The sequence below is a fragment of the Parasphingorhabdus sp. JC815 genome (assembly GCF_040717415.1).
Lineage (GTDB): Bacteria > Pseudomonadota > Alphaproteobacteria > Sphingomonadales > Sphingomonadaceae > Parasphingorhabdus.
The window spans coordinates 251313-267297 of sequence record NZ_JBFEFM010000002.1; the positions used below are offsets into that span (position 1 = coordinate 251313).

A 15985-nucleotide genomic window follows, 5' to 3' on the forward strand; every position below is an offset into this window, starting at 1 on the left:
ACAGGACCAGCAAATGAACCTCGAAAAATTTACTGATCGCGCCAAAGGCTTTTTGCAATCGGCACAGACTGTGGCCATCCGCATGAACCATCAGCAGATTACCGCCGCGCATCTGCTCAAGGCTCTTCTCGAAGACGATCAGGGCATGGCATCCGGTCTCATCACCAAAGCTGGCGGCAATGCCAAGCTGGCCATTACAGAAGTTGATAAGGCTCTGGAAAAAATCCCGGCGGTTTCGGGTAGCGGAGCACAGCAGACACCCGGTCTGAACAATGACGCCGTGCGCGTGCTGGATCAAGCTGAACAGATTGCCGAAAAAGCGGGCGACAGCTATGTTACGGTGGAGCGCCTGTTGCTGGCCCTCACGCTGTCCAAAGATACGGAAGCGGGAAAAGCACTGACCAATGCGGGTGTCAGCGCCGACGCTCTCAACAGTGCGATTAACGAGCTGCGCGGTGGACGCACAGCCGACACCGCTTCGGCGGAAGACCGCTATGACGCCCTTAAGAAGTTTACCCGCGACCTTACCGAAGCAGCGCGTGATGGCAAAATGGATCCGGTCATTGGTCGCGATGAAGAAATCCGCCGCACGATCCAGATTCTGGCCCGCCGCACAAAGAATAACCCTGTGTTAATTGGCGAACCGGGTGTCGGTAAAACCGCGATTGCCGAAGGCATGGCGCTACGCATCGCCAATGGCGATGTGCCGGACAGTTTGAAAGACCGTCGTCTTATGGCGCTGGATATGGGTTCGCTTATTGCCGGCGCAAAATATCGCGGGGAGTTCGAGGAACGGCTGAAAGGCGTGCTGGACGAGGTGCGCGGCGCCGATGGTGAAATCATCTTGTTCATTGATGAAATGCACACATTGATAGGCGCAGGCGCTTCGGAAGGCTCCATGGATGCCAGCAACCTGCTGAAACCGGCATTGGCCCGCGGCGAACTGCATTGTATTGGCGCAACAACGCTGGATGAATATCAGAAATATGTCGAAAAAGACCCTGCGTTGCAGCGGCGTTTTCAGCCGGTCACTATTGGCGAACCGACGGTGGAAGACACGATTTCAATCCTGCGTGGCCTAAAAGAAAAATATGAATTGCATCATGGCGTGCGGATTACTGATGGCGCTTTGGTGAGCGCAGCCACTTTATCCCATCGCTATATCTCCGACCGTTTTCTGCCTGACAAAGCCATCGACCTGATGGACGAAGCGGCATCGCGTATCCGGATGGAAGTGGAGTCGAAACCGGAAGAAATCGAAACGCTCGATCGCCGGATCATCCAGCTTAAAATCGAACGGGAAGCCTTATCCAAGGAAAGCGATGACGCATCGAAAAGCCGTCTTGAAGCATTGGAAAAAGAACTGGCCGAGATGGAGCAGCAGTCTTCTGAACTGACTACCCGCTGGCAGGGTGAGAAGGACAAAATCCACGCCGAAGCCTATTTGAAAGAGCAGCTGGATGCGGCGCGGCTGGAGCTGGAGCAAGCCGAACGTGCTGGCGATCTCGCCAAGGCCGGTGAGCTTAGCTATGGCAAGATTCCCGACCTGACACGGCAGTTGGAAGAAGCCAGCGGCGCGACCGAGGGCGCGATGTTGCGCGAGGAAGTGGTCAGCGAGGACATTGCCTCCGTCGTGTCGCGCTGGACCGGTATTCCGGTGGATAAAATGCTGGAAGGGGAGCGTGATAAACTGCTCGCTATGGAAGAGCTTATCGGCAAGCGGGTCATTGGCCAGAAAGATGCCGTTGACGCCGTATCTGCGGCTGTCCGCCGTTCGCGTGCGGGACTACAAGATCCTAATCGTCCGCTCGGTAGCTTTTTGTTCCTTGGCCCCACCGGGGTCGGTAAAACCGAACTGACGAAGGCGCTGGCCGGCTTCCTGTTTGACGATGATCAGGCGATGGTCCGCATTGATATGTCCGAATTTATGGAAAAGCATAGCGTCGCCCGCCTGATCGGTGCGCCTCCCGGCTATGTCGGCTACGAAGAAGGCGGCGTCCTTACCGAAGCCGTACGCCGTCGTCCTTATCAGGTCATCCTGTTTGACGAAGTTGAAAAAGCCCATGGCGATGTGTTTAACGTGTTGCTGCAAGTTCTTGATGATGGCCGTTTGACAGACGGACAAGGCCGGGTGGTGGACTTTTCCAACACATTGATCATCCTGACGTCCAATCTGGGCAGCCAATATATGGCGAACATGACCGAAGATCAGACCGTCAAGGATGTTGAGCCGCAAGTAATGGAAGTCGTCCGCGCGCATTTCCGTCCAGAGTTTTTGAACCGGCTTGACGAGATCATCCTGTTCCACAGGCTGAGCGAGGAACATATGGCCCCGATTGTCGAGATTCAGGTTGGCCGCGTGCAGAAACTGCTAAAAGATCGCAAAATCGAACTGGAGCTCACCGACGCAGCCAAACGCTGGCTGGGCCGGGTCGGCTATGACCCTGTATATGGTGCAAGGCCGCTGAAACGGGCAATCCAGAAATATCTGCAAGACCCGCTAGCCGACATGATATTGCGCGGTAATGTCCCCGATGGCAGCACCGTGCAGATAGACGAAGGCGACGGAGCTTTGGAGATGAATGCGGTGGGCAGAAATGGCGGTGCCTGAAATTAAACGCTTGGGGCCATCAAAAGCTTTAATTGACTTCAGGAAATCCTTTATTAGCATCTGAAATAAAATCATCTGCTGTCCGCCGCCCGGCTTCGCGTCTTGCACGCCATTCCGCCATGGTCAGGCAAACGCGTTTTTTGCGGGCACGTGACCCGGTAACTGCTTGCCGTTCGCATTTAATAACGTGCGAATCATCAGTGACTTCAGATGCCTTGTCTGCTTTGGCATCGCTCACTTCTTGAGCAGCGATACCGGGCGCTCCTAAGCCCAGCAGAGATGCTGTGGTCAATGTCAATATTGCCAATTTAACGTGCACTAATATTCCCCTCTCTGTAATTTTTCTACATGATATTCGAATAACTTTTAAACTACAATGTCTGCGCGGTCATGCGGTTTTTCTTGCTTCAGCGTTTAAGTCAGTGCACCATAATATGGTGCAATCAAGTGATAACAAACTTAATATAGCCCAGAACCCGGAATGGCTTGCCCACCGTTATCAGCCTGATGGGGACAAGATCCATTTCGTTCATGCAACAAGAAAAGTTCACCAATCCGTCACATTTATTTCGGATGAATATTTGCACGATAATCTGGAGCGAAGAATATTTGATCGCAGTGAAGTGGTTTTACCCTCCGCTTCGAAAAACACTGCACATTTCATTCTACATTCCGGTTTTTGCTGTTCAACATTATTGGCGCGGGCGTTTGACATAGAAAATACTTCCATGGGTCTAAAAGAGCCGGTTATTCTTCAAGATGCGACGGGATATTATTTTCAGACACCCGACAAAAAATATGCCCGCGGCGTAATCCATGATGTCCTCGGATTGCTGGCACGTCCCTTTAGCCCGCCTGAAGCAACAATCATCAAACCTTCCTGTGTGGTCAACGGGTTGGCTGAACAATTCATGCATATTCTACCGGAATCACGCGCAGTGATTATTCATGCTCCCCTACCAGTATTTCTGGGGTCAATCGCAAGAAAACAGATTACTGGCCGATTATGGGCGCGTGAGCAGTTTGCCGTATTGCATAAGATGAAGCTAATCGACCTTGGTTTTGATGATGAACAATATTTCCGTCAAACCGATTTACAGATCGCAGCAGCCGGCTGGTTGATTCAACAGGGAATATTTCAAAAACTCATCCGGACCTTCGGTTCGGATAGGATAAAATCAATCAATAGTGAAACATTACTGGAAAAGCCGGATAGCGCAATTTCCGCTATGGCTCAGCTATATCAATTGAATTTAAATGACGAACAAATAGGACAGATTGTGGGTGGTCCGGCTTTCAATAGTCATTCAAAACACGGGACTGAATTTAACCGCCAAGGCCGACGAGAAGAACAATCCATAGGCGAGTCCCCCCATGCTGATGAAATAGGAAAAGTTACATTCTGGGCAGAGAAAGTCGCAGAGGCGGCCGAAATCGAAATGATATTAAAAGCGCCGCTAATCTAAATCAGTTATTATAGCCGGTTGCGCTACATCGAATGCCACTGACAATCTTTCGCCTTCATCGAAAGGCAATGTGCCGTGCCACATGATTGACGGGAAAATAACCAGACGACCAGTCTTTGGTTCTATTTGACGAATGGCCGGTAAATCAAGGTTCAGCTCTGGTGGTGGGGCACCCAGAGCTAGCCAGCCAGCAGGTGACGGTCCCATTTTCTCTTTATCCGGAACATTGACATAGAGCGCGGAGCTGAACCATCCCATCGGATGAACATGATTGGTGTGAAAGCCCTTCTCCTTCAAACGCACAGACCATGATCCGGAAAAACTGATCGAATCCGGTTGTTTATAGCGCAAAATGGGATGTGTTGGATCAGCTGGCGGAAGCTCGCTCACATGCTGCCTGACGACCGATTGTATTACCGACTTAAGAGTGCGGATTTCCGGATCAATTCTAGCAAAAAGCGGACCATCCGTCTGCGTACCGCCGCGAACTGATTGTCCTACCATATCAGCTTTAGCAACATGGATGGATCTTAGGCACTGTGCCAATTTCGCAATGTCTATTTGCTGATCCAAATCATAGATCTGTACTAGGCCAGCTTGATCATCCAGCCATTTCCAGCGCTCATCATCAAGCGCCCTCCAAGCTAATGAGAGATAGGGCCATATCTGGTTGGCTTCAATGTTCCCGATAAAACTCTCTCCAAGACGAGTCGCTGCCTTAATATCGTCCATTCTAAGAAGATGGCGCATGTACCGAACCGCCAGAGCGATCTCTGTTATCGGGGTCAAAGTATTGAATAGCTGCTCTGCTTTTTTTGTTTCGCCAAGTTCCGAGGCACAGATTGCATCATAGACTGTTAGTCCACGGCTATCGCCTAGTATTTTTCTGGCCTCAGCAACCATTTCGGAAGCTTGCGCAAACCGCTCGGCTTGAAATAACGTATTAATACATTGGGTCCAAAGAGCTCCATTTTGCGGGTAAGTTTTAAGCGCTGTAATAAAAGATTCTATGAAGCCTTCTTTATCCCCTGCTGTCCAGCGAGCTTGAGAAAGCAGCTCATGCCCTTCCAACCACAATGGGTTACTGGCGAGAATAAGCTGTAAATCCTCGATAGCGCGATCATATTGCCCCAATGCCATTTGGGCTGCGGCTCGGCCAATGATTATCGACCCATCATTAGGCGCAAATTGCCGGGCGTTGTCGAATTTTTCAACGGCTGGTAGCCCCGCTTCCATCGTGACTCGCGCAATAGCGTGATGAATCACCGGGTTTTCGGGTTGATAGTCCAGTGCTTTTTCGAGAGCCTCTAAAGATGCAGCGGAATCCTGCTCCATCCGGTGCACTATCCCCAGCATATGCCATAGCTTGCCATTATTTGGATTTTCTTTGAGCGCCAAACGAACAAGAGCGATAGCTTGATCAAATTGTCCCGCCCCGGCCAGGCTTTTGGCGCGCCTTATGACATCGTCAGTATCGAACATATTAATCATTGATGTTGAACTACCATCGCCTCGCTAATTTTATACAAAAAAAGAGCGGCAGGAAATATCCCGCCGCTCCTTAATGCTTATAGTCTCTGCGAATTAGAAGCGCAGACGGCCCGTTACGTTGAAGCGACGTCCTATCGCATCATATGTCGTCGGATAAGTATTACCCGAGTTATATGAACTTCCTCCGATGAATGAGCTTACGACTGGTGGCTTCTTATCTAGCAGGTTCTGAACACCGGCAGTCATTTCGAAATTATCGGTCACGCTGAAACGTGTCGTCAGATCGAAATAGCTGTAGGCGCTGATCGAGGAATATTCATCCAAAGCACCGCCAAATGACGCGCTGAGTGGTTCAAGCGAAACACCATCAATCCATGTCCACAACAACGAAACGTCAACTGTATCACCCAGGCTAACGGTCGTACGAGCGTTAAAGCTGAATTCTGGAGTGATAGGTTCACAGTTCTCACCATAGAAGGAGAGACATTCGCGGTTGATCGAAGCAGGGCTAGCTTTGAATTTCAGCTGCTCTGTCCAGTTACCGTTAAAATCAAACGAGACTTTACCGAAGCTGGTAGGCATTTGATATCCGACACGCAAATCGATACCAGAGGTTTCGATTATACCCTGATTGGTCAATTGCAACAGCAGACCAGGCGTATCACCACCACCGTTCAGTGAACCGTTCAGAGGGTTACGCTTAATCAACGCACAAGCCGTAGCATCGAAATCAACATAGCATGGGTCAATAATATCACCAGGTGTCGGTGTTGTAATCGCACCCTTGACCTTTACGTGGTAATAATCGGCTGTAATTGCCAAGCCTGGGATCGATGGAGGCGTCAACACTACACCAATGGTATAGCTGTTTGCTGTTTCAGGTCCAAGATCCGGATTACCGCCAGAAGTAGCGTTAATCTGTGATGCTGAAGGAACCGGGATGCTACCAATTGATGACGCCGGCGCACCTTGTGCGATACAAACTGCCGTCAACTGAGCATTACCGACGGGGTTCGCACCTGCACAGGGGTCTGTCGACAAAGCTGTCAAACCGGTAACAACAGGTGAGAACAATTCACCAATGTTAGGTGAACGAACTGCATGCTGGTAAATACCACGGATTTTATAACCTTCAATCGGTTCCCAGCTACCGCCTGCTTTCCAAGTCGTGCTGCCGCCTGAATTGGAGTAATCAGAGTAACGGACACCACCTTCAAATGTCAGGTTGTAAATACCTGGTACATTCTCAACGATTGGAACGATCAACTCACCAAATACTTCTTTGACATCATACTCGCCCTTGAAGCTTGGTGAAGGCGCGCCTGTTCCCAAAACTTCGTCCTGCGTACCACTAGCCAAATCAGAAAGTTGTTCAGCAGTATATTTGCGATATTCAGCACCAATGGCGAAACCGATTGGCGTATCTGCAAACAGGAAGCTCTCTGAACCAAGGTCGCCAGAAATACTACCGTTTACCACAGCAAGAGAGGTTTTAACGGTCTGCCCGCTAGGCTTATTGAAAAATGCGACCGAAGCGTCCGAAATGCTTTGACCATTGCCGAACAAATTAATTGGAACACATCCGTTCGAAGGATCGGCACAGGTATCTGCATCATTTGCACGCAATGATTGTTGTACCAGAGATTTCAGGCCCCAGTTGCGATTTGTCTGGGCGCGATCCGACTCGCCATAAGTACCGTAAACATCAAAATCAATATTGTCGGTGATCGAGCCACGCACACCTGACCAAACTTGGAACTGGTTAGTGACATAATCCGTTTCACGGGGACCCATCTCAACCAAGCGACGGTTAATTATAGTGGGAACCTCTAGATAATTCGGATCACTTGGATCAGTAGCCGCACCAGCTGCTGTACAGCTAGCTGGATCAACGCCATTGTCATCACAGAGCTGATTACGGATCGAGTCGTTAATGAACGGATTATTCAGAGGCATCTGCCAAGTATCACCAAACAGACCGGAAGGCGCTAACCGCAAGCTAACAGTACTTTTGGTGAACATGCCCTTGGTATAGACTTCAATATTGTCCGTTACTTCATAACGAGCCGAACCAAAAACGTTGAAGCGCTCTAATGGAGTTTGAAAATAGTTAAATGGCGCAAAGTTAAACGTATTATACGTATCAACCAGATCACCCGTAGCCGGATCATATTGTTGACCGTTTAAGCGCGTTGGCACAGATGTTCCTGAGCCAATTTTCGACCCCTCAATGAACAGTGCGTCCTGAGAGAATGAACGATCGCCCTGAAGCACGGAATCGATATTCTGATAGCCAATGCTCAAAACTGCGTTACCACGTCCGTCATCAAAATTGGCACCTATTGTGATATCGGTGCGAAAACGTTGGCCATCACCTTCTTCTGCGATACCGAAAGAAGTTCCGATATCAACACCAGCAAAATCGCGCTTCGTAACAAAGTTCGCCACACCTGCGATAGCATCAGCACCGTAAACGGAGCTTGCACCACCGGTAACAATGTCCACACGCTCTACAAGAGCAACAGGGATAATGTTGAGATCGGTCTGGCTGCTAAGACTGGATGGAACCAGACGGGTACCGTCCAATAATACAAGGTTGCGACGAGAGCCAAGGTTACGGAGGTTCAATGTAGCAAAGCCAGCACTACCGTTGTTCACAGAACTGTTAACTCCAGGTGCGACACCAGGAAGCTCACCAACCAGTTCTTCTGCGTTTGTAGCTTGACGCAGATCAATCTCGTCACTGTTAACAACGTTAACCGGAGCAGATTGCACAAGGTTAGGGTTAGAAATACGCGAACCCGTAACAATGATTATATCGCTTGCAGCAGCAGCTTCAGCTTCCTGAATATCTTGATCCTGCGCATAAGCAGGAGCGGAAACCATAGCAAGGCCAAGCACCACCGGCGCTGAACCGCTCATCAGTTTCGTAAATTTTTTCATGTTATTCCAGTCCCTTATTCTGGAGAAGCAGGACCCCCAATGGCCGCCTCATATTTTGTCCAATTAAACCATTCACGTTATGAATACGCGATATGTCCCATTGGAATAGGCCGGCAGATGCAGGAATTACACCATTCTGTAAAGCATCTGTTCAGGTTCGGGGCACGGTTTTGTAGCCATTGTAACTATTATGCCACAGTTTAGAATGGGAAATAGGACAGTAAATTATGCCGATGCGCCATTTACTTATCATGCTCAACAGCCGTTTCGCTATATGGCTTTATTATCCCATGACGGTAGATCACAACAGCGAATCACATGGTGGTGCAACGGTATTGCGCAGCGCAGTTGATATGCTAGTTATCTGCTAGCGACCACAGCGACATCGTTATTACGTCATATACTTATGCTTACACCTAAACGGTCAAGGGACACGACATGATCAGACGGAAACACAAATCGAAGCAGAATCGGTTCAACCTTATTGGAACGGCGATAATAGCGGGAACTTCATTTTCTATGGTCACTCCGGCACTAGCTGCGGATAATGATGATAATGCGCCGCCGGCAGTTTATACGGACCTGATAGCCTGCAAAGCAATGTCCGATACAACGCAGCGCCTGGCCTGTTATGATGCGCGGGTCGCTGCACTTGAAGCCGCTGAAACCAGCAATCAGCTTATCATTGCCGACCGTGAACAGGTGCGCGAAGCGCGGCGAAGCGTTTTTGGATTGTCCCTGCCGCGGATCAAACTGTTTGATGGCGAAGCTGAAAAAGGCGATAATGTTAATGAAATTGAAGCGACAATCGCATCCGTGCACGAAATGCGTAGCGGTAAATGGCTGTTCAAGCTGGAAGACGGCGCTCTCTGGCAACAGACCGAGGCACGGCGCACCAGAACATCGCCTAGCGTCGGGGATTCTGTAGTAATTAAGCGCGGCTCGCTGGGAAGCTTTATCGCAAAGTTGAATGGTGGCAGGGCATTCAAGGTAAAGCGGGTCGTCAATTAAGCTGTAAGATAAAGCACGTAAATCTACACGGCTGTATCACACGACTTCACTAATTATCCATCGGCCCGGTCAGCAATATCGGATCAATCCGTGCATCATTCCATTTCATGGACCAGTGCAGGTGCGGGCCGGTAGCCCGGCCTGTTGCGCCAATGCGGCCAATGGGTTCGCCGCGTTTCACTTCCTGACCTTCCTCGACCAATATTTCGGACGCATGAAGGAACGCGCTATTCAGGCCCATGCCGTGATCAATCATCAGCAAATTGCCTTCCAGCGAAAAGGGCTTGTCCGCGGCCAATGTCACAACGCCGTCTGCGGGCGCGACAAAATATGTGCCTGTACGACCCGCAATATCAACGCCGCTGTGATAGCTTCCCGGCTCGCCCTTATAAATACGCTGTGATCCGAACATGCCCGAGATACGCCCCTTGGCTGGCCAGATGAAAGTCTGACGCCACCCCTTGCTATCGCTTTTCGCTTGGCGAGCAGCATGGATTCGCGCCAGTTCCGGCCTGCGTACCGCCATGAATGCTGCACTGGGGCCGCCGCTGCGTCTGGCGACATTTACATGCTCTATTTTCCAGTCACGCGGAGCGATATGGAAAAACTTCCGGACGGTCTCGCCATTTTCCAGCGTTGCCACCATTTGCGCGGATTGACCGGCATCGCGGTTAAAGGCAATAATAAACTTGCCGTCCTCGTCAACCGGAATAGACTTGCCATTGAAAGACAGGCTAGCTGTGCCCGCCGGGGCATCGCCCAACATGACGCCGCCTTGAATCTCTTGGCCCGAAAAGCCGAATTTCACGGCTTTGCGAAAGGCGGACTGCTCCGCTGCTTCGGCAGTTTCTTCGCTTGCTGTTTCTGCGGAGATCGAGGCAACAGGCAGCGATAGTCCGGCAATAGCGGCCAAGCCAAGCGAACCGAACATAATATTCTTACCAAGCGCCATTACGCTTCTCCGTCGGACAAGTGCGCCTGCGCCGAAATCTGCGCGGATGCATAAGGCTCCTGCTTCTCTACACTCCAATAACGCAGTTCCTCCAAAGCAATATGTTCACCGGTCACAGCGCACACTACATGATCACCGGATGACAGCGGCCGAAACCCGTTCGGCATATAGTGGAGCTTTGCTACTTTGTTGCGATGAGACATTAACATAGAAAAACCTTACATTGTGTAGCCTTTACCCGTGATTTACAGGCAAATATTTACGGACTTAATAACAAAAGAATATGCTTAAAACAAATCTTGCTGCCTGTCATCCGCCGGGTTTTTGTTACCGGTCGTCTTTGGCTTGACCACGCGACGCGGTTTATTGGCGGCCAATTCGGGCGTTGCGACCGGGCTATCGGTAATCTGCGCCGCCACTTTACCATCATGGAAGTGCAAATGCACCGCGCCTGCCTTCATTGCTGCTTCGCGACTACCAATCACGCTTTCGTCCAGCGCTGACACTCTGGCATAGCCGCGTTTTAACGGGCCGTCGGGTGACACTTGCTCTGCCAGCCGCCACAGATTGGCAAGCCGTTGCTTCGCATCTTTGAGCGGACGCCCAACCAGTTGCACCGGCAATTCAAATCTCTCTAACCTGCTTTTGGCCGCATCCAGCCGCTGCCGCAAAATAGCGGGCCTTAGTGCACCTTCCGATACGGAAAAACGGTTGCGAGCCTGTGCAACATTCTGGCCCATGGCATATTTCATACCATCCGTCAGTTCATCCACCCGCTGTTGATGGGGACGCAGCAAGTCGGTTAGTGCGGGCATCAGGCGGCGCTGCGCTTCCAGCCGTTCCTGCGCTGTTGCAAAGCCGCGCTGCACCGACCACGCCATCCGCGCATTGGTTTCATTGAGCGACGCCAGCCATTCAGCGCGAACCGGGACCGCCATTTCTGCTGCGGCTGTCGGGGTTGGCACACGCAAATCGGCAGCAAAGTCACATAGGGTCGTATCCGTTTCATGGCCCACTGCTGAAATGACCGGAATCGAGCAATCTGCCACCGCGCGAACGACCTCTTCTTCGTTAAAGCACCACAGATCCTCGATAGAACCACCGCCGCGCGCGACGATAATCAAATCGGGCCGCGCCAATGCGCCGTTATCTTCGCCTCTCTCTCCGCCGGGCTCCATATTCGAAAAGCCGTTTATCGCCCCTGCAATCTGTTTGGCGGCCCCCTCGCCCTGAACCAATACCGGCCAAACCATTACATGAGTCGGACAGCGATCGGCCAGCCGGTGTAATATATCGCGAATCACCGATCCGGTCGGCGATGTCACCACGCCAATGGTTTTCGGCAGGAACGGGATGGCGCGTTTGCGGTTCTGGTCGAACAGCCCCTCACCCTGCAACTTGGCTTTCAGCTTCTCAAAAAGCTGCATCAACGCGCCTTCGCCCGCCAGTTCCATCTTGTCGATTACGACCTGATATTTGGAACGCCCCGGATAGGTAGTCAGCTTGCCGGAGACGACAACTTCAACCCCGTCCTCCGGCTTGAACGGCAGCCGTCCGGCATTGCCTTTCCACATCACACCATCCAGCACCGCCCTGTCATCTTTCAGCGCGAGATAAACATGCCCCGAGGCCGCACGTTTATAGCCGGAAATCTCTCCTCTGATCCGTACATAGCCGAAACGGTCTTCCACCACCCGTTTCAGTGAACCGGAAATTTCCGAAACAGATAGCGGAGCAGCATTGTCGCCAGCGCCGCTCTCCGCTAACAGCCCACCACCCAGTAATTTTTCGTCTAAAGAAAGGGAATCGTCCATGAATATCCTGTTGCTCGGCTCCGGTGGTCGTGAACATGCCTTGGCATGGAAGTTAGCACAATCCCCGTCAGTAGAGAAATTTTACGCCAGCCCGGGTAATCCCGGCATAGCGCATCATGCAGAGTGCGTAAAACTGGATGTGTCGGATCATGCTGAGGTAATATTATTTTGCGGCCATAATGATATTGATCTGGTCGTTATCGGGCCGGAAGCGCCGTTGGTTGACGGGCTGGCCGAAAGCCTACGCACCGCTGATATTTTCGTATTCGGCCCTGACAAAGCCCCCGCTCAACTTGAAGGATCAAAAGGCTTTACCAAAGATCTGTGCGCGCGCGCTGATATTCCGACTGCTGGATATATTCGCGCCACCAATCAGGCAGATGCGCTGGCTGCGCTCGACAGATTTTCGATCCCCGTGGTCATTAAGGCCGATGGACTGGCCGCTGGTAAAGGCGTGATTATCGCTGAAACCCGTGAGCAGGCCGAGGACGCCGTTGCGATGATGTTTGATGGCGGCTTTGGCGATGCCGGCGCGGAAGTGGTGATCGAGGAGTTCCTGAGCGGAGAAGAAGCCAGTTTCTTTGCGATTACCGACGGCAAAAATGTCATCCCCTTTGGCAGCGCGCAGGACCATAAGCGCGTCGGGGAAGGCGATGTCGGCCCTAATACCGGCGGCATGGGCGCATATAGCCCCGCGCCGGTGCTGACACCCGCCTTGCAAAAACAGGTTATGGAGCAAATCATTCAACCAACGGTCGATACGCTTGCGGCCGAGGGCACAGCCTATAGCGGAGTTTTATTCGCCGGATTGATGCTGACGGACACCGGGCCACAGCTTATTGAATATAATGCCCGTTTTGGCGATCCGGAATGTCAGGTGCTGATGATGCGGTTACAATCCGATCTCGCTGCCATCATGATGGCCACAGCCAAGGGCGAACTTGACCAGATCAGCCCACCGGAATTTGACCGCCAATCTGCCCTGACGGTGGTGATGGCGGCCAAAGGCTATCCCGGCGCTCCAGAGAAGGGCGGGCAGATACAAAATCTTGCCGGTGCAGAGCATGAAGGAGCGAAAGTTTTTCATGCCGGCACCGCCGAAGTGGATGGCAAGCTGGTCGCCAATGGTGGCCGCGTGCTGAACGTCACCGCATTGGGCAATACCACCACCGAGGCGCAGACCACAGCTTATACCGCCGTGGACCAGATTGAATTTGATAGCGGATTTTGTCGCCGCGATATTGGCTGGAGAGAAGTTGCACGGGAAAAAGTGGGCTAAAATACGGCCCTTAATACGGCTCTTGCGGCAATGAAGATATATTGTTCTTCTAGTTTCCCGCTGTCACATCATAGCCATAGAGCCACTCCAGCCGTTGATTTGCCAGATCGGGCTTAATCTTGTCTGCCAGCCACATCGGGGCATAAGCCAGTTTACCTGCGGCGGAACGCTGGTGAAATATATCCATATTTGTCCGGGCGGCGGCTTGCACTCTCGCCGTCCGATCATGCCGCGCATTAAAATAGGCGGCCAAAGCAGAACGGTAATCCTTTTTCTCCGCCAGGCTGCGCGCCATAACATAACCATCCTCGATCGCCTGCACCGCGCCCTGCGCCATGAAAGGCAGCATCGGATGACAGGCATCACCCAATAAAACCGCTCGTCCGTCTGCCCACTTGCTTAGCGGCGGACGGTCAAACAAGGCCCAGCGATAATGGGCGTCGGCCTGTTCCAGCAAGGTTGTGATGACCGGATGCCAACCGGCAAAATCGGCCAGCGCATCGTCGCGGCTCCCTTGCTCGGTCCAGTTTTCATTATGCCAGTCATCACGCTCAACCACGCCGACAAAATTGGCAAGCCTGCCGCCCCGAAGCAGATAGGTGACTCCATGTTTGCCCTCACCCAGCCAGATAGTGGAAACCGGCAACGGCGCATTTCGTCCAAGTTTTTCCACAGGCACCACGACCCGCCAAGCGGTATTGCCGGTAAAATCAGGTTTTTCTGAACCGACCATTTGCGCGCGAATGGTCGAGCGGATACCGTCCGCGCCGACCAGAATATCACCCGCCACCCGTGATCCGTCTGCCAGCAATGCCCATGCTTTATTTTCATTTTGCCCGTAGCCGGTGACGGTAGCGCCGGTCCTGATTACAGCCGATGTCCGCTCCTCCAGAGCCTCTTTCAATATAGCAACCAGATCAGCCCGGTGAATATGCAGATAGGGTGCGCCAAATATCTTTTCATAGTCCGTCATCGGGACAGTAAAAATAGGCTGAGCTGTTTTCCCGGTGCGAGAGTGGCGCATCCCTAAATGGCCCATCCTCAACTGGGTAGCGCGTGGGCGAAACCCGGCGGTCTCAACCTGTTTGTCGATGTTCAGGGCGCGTAGCACTTTCATCCCGTTGGGGCTGATTTGCAACCCTGCACCAACTTCACCAAGCGCAGCAGCTCGCTCGCATATTTCGACATCCCAGCCAAACATATGAAAACACAGCGCGGCATTTAATCCGCCAATACCACCGCCTGCTATCACCGCTTTCATTCAATCAATCCTGACGCGCTATTATCTTTGGACCGGCCCTGCTCATCAAGCCTCATCAAAGCCGTTTTTGATTCGCTATCAACCTGTAAAGAGCACCGGCCAAGGATGCGACCCCGATATAATCAGCATATTTCCTGTCCCCATGTCTCACATAGGGACAAATACAGCCCGGCTCATCGAATATTCGGCCTTCGCCTGTAACAGACAAACTGGACTCATCCTTAATTATACTCCATTTTAGCGGATGGACCATATTAGCACTTATTGATCAGGGGGAGTCCGTAATGGAAATGGGCGGAAAGATAATAACCGGTGCGGTCGCGACAGTGGTTTTGACGCTGGCCGGGCATTACGCAACTGGTGATCGCTTCATATCCGGACTTGAAAATACGGCCCGGACAGAATTAACAGCCCAGGGCATGGATGCTGTTAGCGTGTCTTTTCCGCATGACCCGTTATCGCGCAAAGCGCTTCTGGAGGGGGATGTTTCGGGCGATATTCAACAACAGGCTGTAAAGACCGTTTCGGCTATTCCCGGCGTTTCCAATGCCTATTGGGCTGATGACGAACGGACCGCCGATCCGGCGGATGCCCTTGCTACGGAAACAGTCGTCAAGGAATGTCAGGGCATTGTGGATAAAGCGATTGAAGGTAAAAAGCTCAGCTTCCGTTCCGGCAGCGCCTATATTTCGCCTGTTTCAAACAAAATACTTGATGAAGTCGCCGCTGCGTTCAAACCCTGTACCGGGCTAATGATAGCTGTTGGCGGACATACTGATGACGCTGGCGATGCAGAGGTCAACGCTATCATGTCACAGGAACGTGCCGACCGGGTTCGTGCTGGCTTGATCGAGCGGGGTATTCCGGAAAACCTTGTCACCGCGACCGGCTATGGCGCAACGCAGCCGCTGGCAAAAGGAAGCGGCGCCGAAGCAGATGCACAGAACCGCAGAATTGAATTTAAGGTGTCTGCATCAAGCAAATTGGCTGAAAATGGGAATAAATGATGCGGATTCGCAACAGGAGAAATGAACGATGCCACTACTAATCGAAAATCTGTTGCTCATGCTCGTGACTTTTGCAATTGGCCTCGGGATTGGCTGGCTCATCTGGGGCAGAGGCCGCAATTGATTAGAACTTTAGATCGCACGGGTTGG

General features: G+C 51.8%; 12 protein-coding genes. 5 read left to right on the forward strand and 7 right to left on the reverse strand.

Annotated elements, in window-relative coordinates; translation table 11 throughout:
- The first annotated feature begins 13 nt into the window (after positions 1 to 13).
- Positions 14 to 2611 (forward strand): ATP-dependent chaperone ClpB, encoded by a 2598-nt coding sequence (clpB, locus tag AB1K62_RS07005; protein WP_367002438.1) that lies wholly within the window; start codon positions 14 to 16, stop codon positions 2609 to 2611.
- Positions 2612 to 2639: 28 nt separating this feature from the next.
- Here clpB and AB1K62_RS07010 read toward each other — a convergent pair whose 3' ends face one another.
- Positions 2640 to 2930 carry a hypothetical protein gene (locus AB1K62_RS07010; protein WP_367002440.1) on the reverse strand — a complete coding sequence of 97 codons (291 nt, stop codon included), beginning with the start codon at positions 2928 to 2930 and terminating at the stop codon, positions 2640 to 2642.
- A gap of 115 nt (positions 2931 to 3045) precedes the next feature.
- Between AB1K62_RS07010 and AB1K62_RS07015 the strand changes: the two genes are divergently transcribed.
- Positions 3046 to 4077, forward strand: a complete 1032-nt coding sequence (locus AB1K62_RS07015; RefSeq protein ID WP_367002442.1) for a hypothetical protein — start codon at positions 3046 to 3048, stop codon at positions 4075 to 4077.
- On the opposite strand, the gene AB1K62_RS07020 is transcribed toward AB1K62_RS07015, so the two are convergent.
- Both AB1K62_RS07020 and AB1K62_RS07025 read right to left on the reverse strand, forming a co-directional pair.
- Entirely contained in the window at positions 4069 to 5559 is a 1491-nt protein-coding gene (locus tag AB1K62_RS07020) for a putative 2OG-Fe(II) oxygenase (RefSeq protein WP_367002443.1), read from the reverse strand. The two genes, AB1K62_RS07015 and AB1K62_RS07020, sit on opposite strands and share 9 nt — an antisense overlap.
- A gap of 102 nt (positions 5560 to 5661) precedes the next feature.
- On the reverse strand, positions 5662 to 8511 hold the full coding sequence (locus AB1K62_RS07025; protein ID WP_367002445.1) for a TonB-dependent receptor: 2850 nt from the start codon (positions 8509 to 8511) through the stop codon (positions 5662 to 5664).
- Between the two features lie 438 nt (positions 8512 to 8949).
- Here AB1K62_RS07025 and AB1K62_RS07030 point away from each other — a divergent pair, with 438 nt between their 5' ends.
- Entirely contained in the window at positions 8950 to 9522 is a 573-nt protein-coding gene (locus AB1K62_RS07030; RefSeq protein ID WP_367002447.1) for a hypothetical protein, read from the forward strand.
- A gap of 49 nt (positions 9523 to 9571) precedes the next feature.
- Here AB1K62_RS07030 and AB1K62_RS07035 read toward each other — a convergent pair whose 3' ends face one another.
- The 3 genes from AB1K62_RS07035 to xseA form a co-directional block, all read right to left on the reverse strand.
- Positions 9572 to 10474, reverse strand: a complete 903-nt coding sequence (locus AB1K62_RS07035; RefSeq protein ID WP_367002449.1) for a M23 family metallopeptidase — start codon at positions 10472 to 10474, stop codon at positions 9572 to 9574.
- Positions 10474 to 10683, reverse strand: coding sequence for a DUF2093 domain-containing protein (locus tag AB1K62_RS07040; RefSeq protein ID WP_367002450.1), 210 nt, complete (start codon positions 10681 to 10683; stop codon positions 10474 to 10476). The genes AB1K62_RS07035 and AB1K62_RS07040 overlap by 1 nt, the downstream gene beginning before the upstream one ends.
- Positions 10684 to 10761: 78 nt before the next feature.
- Positions 10762 to 12288: an exodeoxyribonuclease VII large subunit gene (gene xseA / locus AB1K62_RS07045; RefSeq protein WP_367002452.1), complete on the reverse strand. Its 1527-nt coding sequence runs from the start codon at positions 12286 to 12288 to the stop codon at positions 10762 to 10764.
- Between xseA and purD the strand changes: the two genes are divergently transcribed.
- Positions 12287 to 13567, forward strand: a complete 1281-nt coding sequence (gene purD, locus AB1K62_RS07050) for a phosphoribosylamine--glycine ligase (RefSeq protein WP_367002454.1) — start codon at positions 12287 to 12289, stop codon at positions 13565 to 13567. The genes xseA and purD overlap by 2 nt on opposite strands.
- A gap of 49 nt (positions 13568 to 13616) precedes the next feature.
- On the opposite strand, the gene AB1K62_RS07055 is transcribed toward purD, so the two are convergent.
- Positions 13617 to 14828, reverse strand: coding sequence for an FAD-dependent monooxygenase (locus tag AB1K62_RS07055; RefSeq protein WP_367002456.1), 1212 nt, complete (start codon positions 14826 to 14828; stop codon positions 13617 to 13619).
- A gap of 284 nt (positions 14829 to 15112) precedes the next feature.
- Here AB1K62_RS07055 and AB1K62_RS07060 point away from each other — a divergent pair, with 284 nt between their 5' ends.
- The gene (locus tag AB1K62_RS07060; RefSeq protein WP_367002458.1) at positions 15113 to 15835 is read left to right on the forward strand and encodes an OmpA family protein; all 723 of its coding nucleotides are present in this window, start codon (positions 15113 to 15115) and stop codon (positions 15833 to 15835) included.
- Positions 15836 to 15985 lie beyond the last annotated feature (150 nt).

Coding starts and splice junctions, on each gene's coding strand:
- clpB (WP_367002438.1), top strand. CDS start 14: ATGAACCTCGAAAAATTTACTGATCGCGCCAAAGGCTTTTTGCAATCG.
- AB1K62_RS07015 (WP_367002442.1), top strand. CDS start 3,046: ATGGTGCAATCAAGTGATAACAAACTTAATATAGCCCAGAACCCGGAA.
- AB1K62_RS07020 (WP_367002443.1), bottom strand. CDS start 5,559: ATGTTCGATACTGACGATGTCATAAGGCGCGCCAAAAGCCTGGCCGGG.
- AB1K62_RS07025 (WP_367002445.1), bottom strand. CDS start 8,511: ATGAAAAAATTTACGAAACTGATGAGCGGTTCAGCGCCGGTGGTGCTT.
- AB1K62_RS07030 (WP_367002447.1), top strand. CDS start 8,950: ATGATCAGACGGAAACACAAATCGAAGCAGAATCGGTTCAACCTTATT.
- AB1K62_RS07035 (WP_367002449.1), bottom strand. CDS start 10,474: ATGGCGCTTGGTAAGAATATTATGTTCGGTTCGCTTGGCTTGGCCGCT.
- AB1K62_RS07040 (WP_367002450.1), bottom strand. CDS start 10,683: ATGTTAATGTCTCATCGCAACAAAGTAGCAAAGCTCCACTATATGCCG.
- purD (WP_367002454.1), top strand. CDS start 12,287: ATGAATATCCTGTTGCTCGGCTCCGGTGGTCGTGAACATGCCTTGGCA.
- xseA (WP_367002452.1), bottom strand. CDS start 12,288: ATGGACGATTCCCTTTCTTTAGACGAAAAATTACTGGGTGGTGGGCTG.
- AB1K62_RS07055 (WP_367002456.1), bottom strand. CDS start 14,828: ATGAAAGCGGTGATAGCAGGCGGTGGTATTGGCGGATTAAATGCCGCG.
- AB1K62_RS07060 (WP_367002458.1), top strand. CDS start 15,113: ATGGAAATGGGCGGAAAGATAATAACCGGTGCGGTCGCGACAGTGGTT.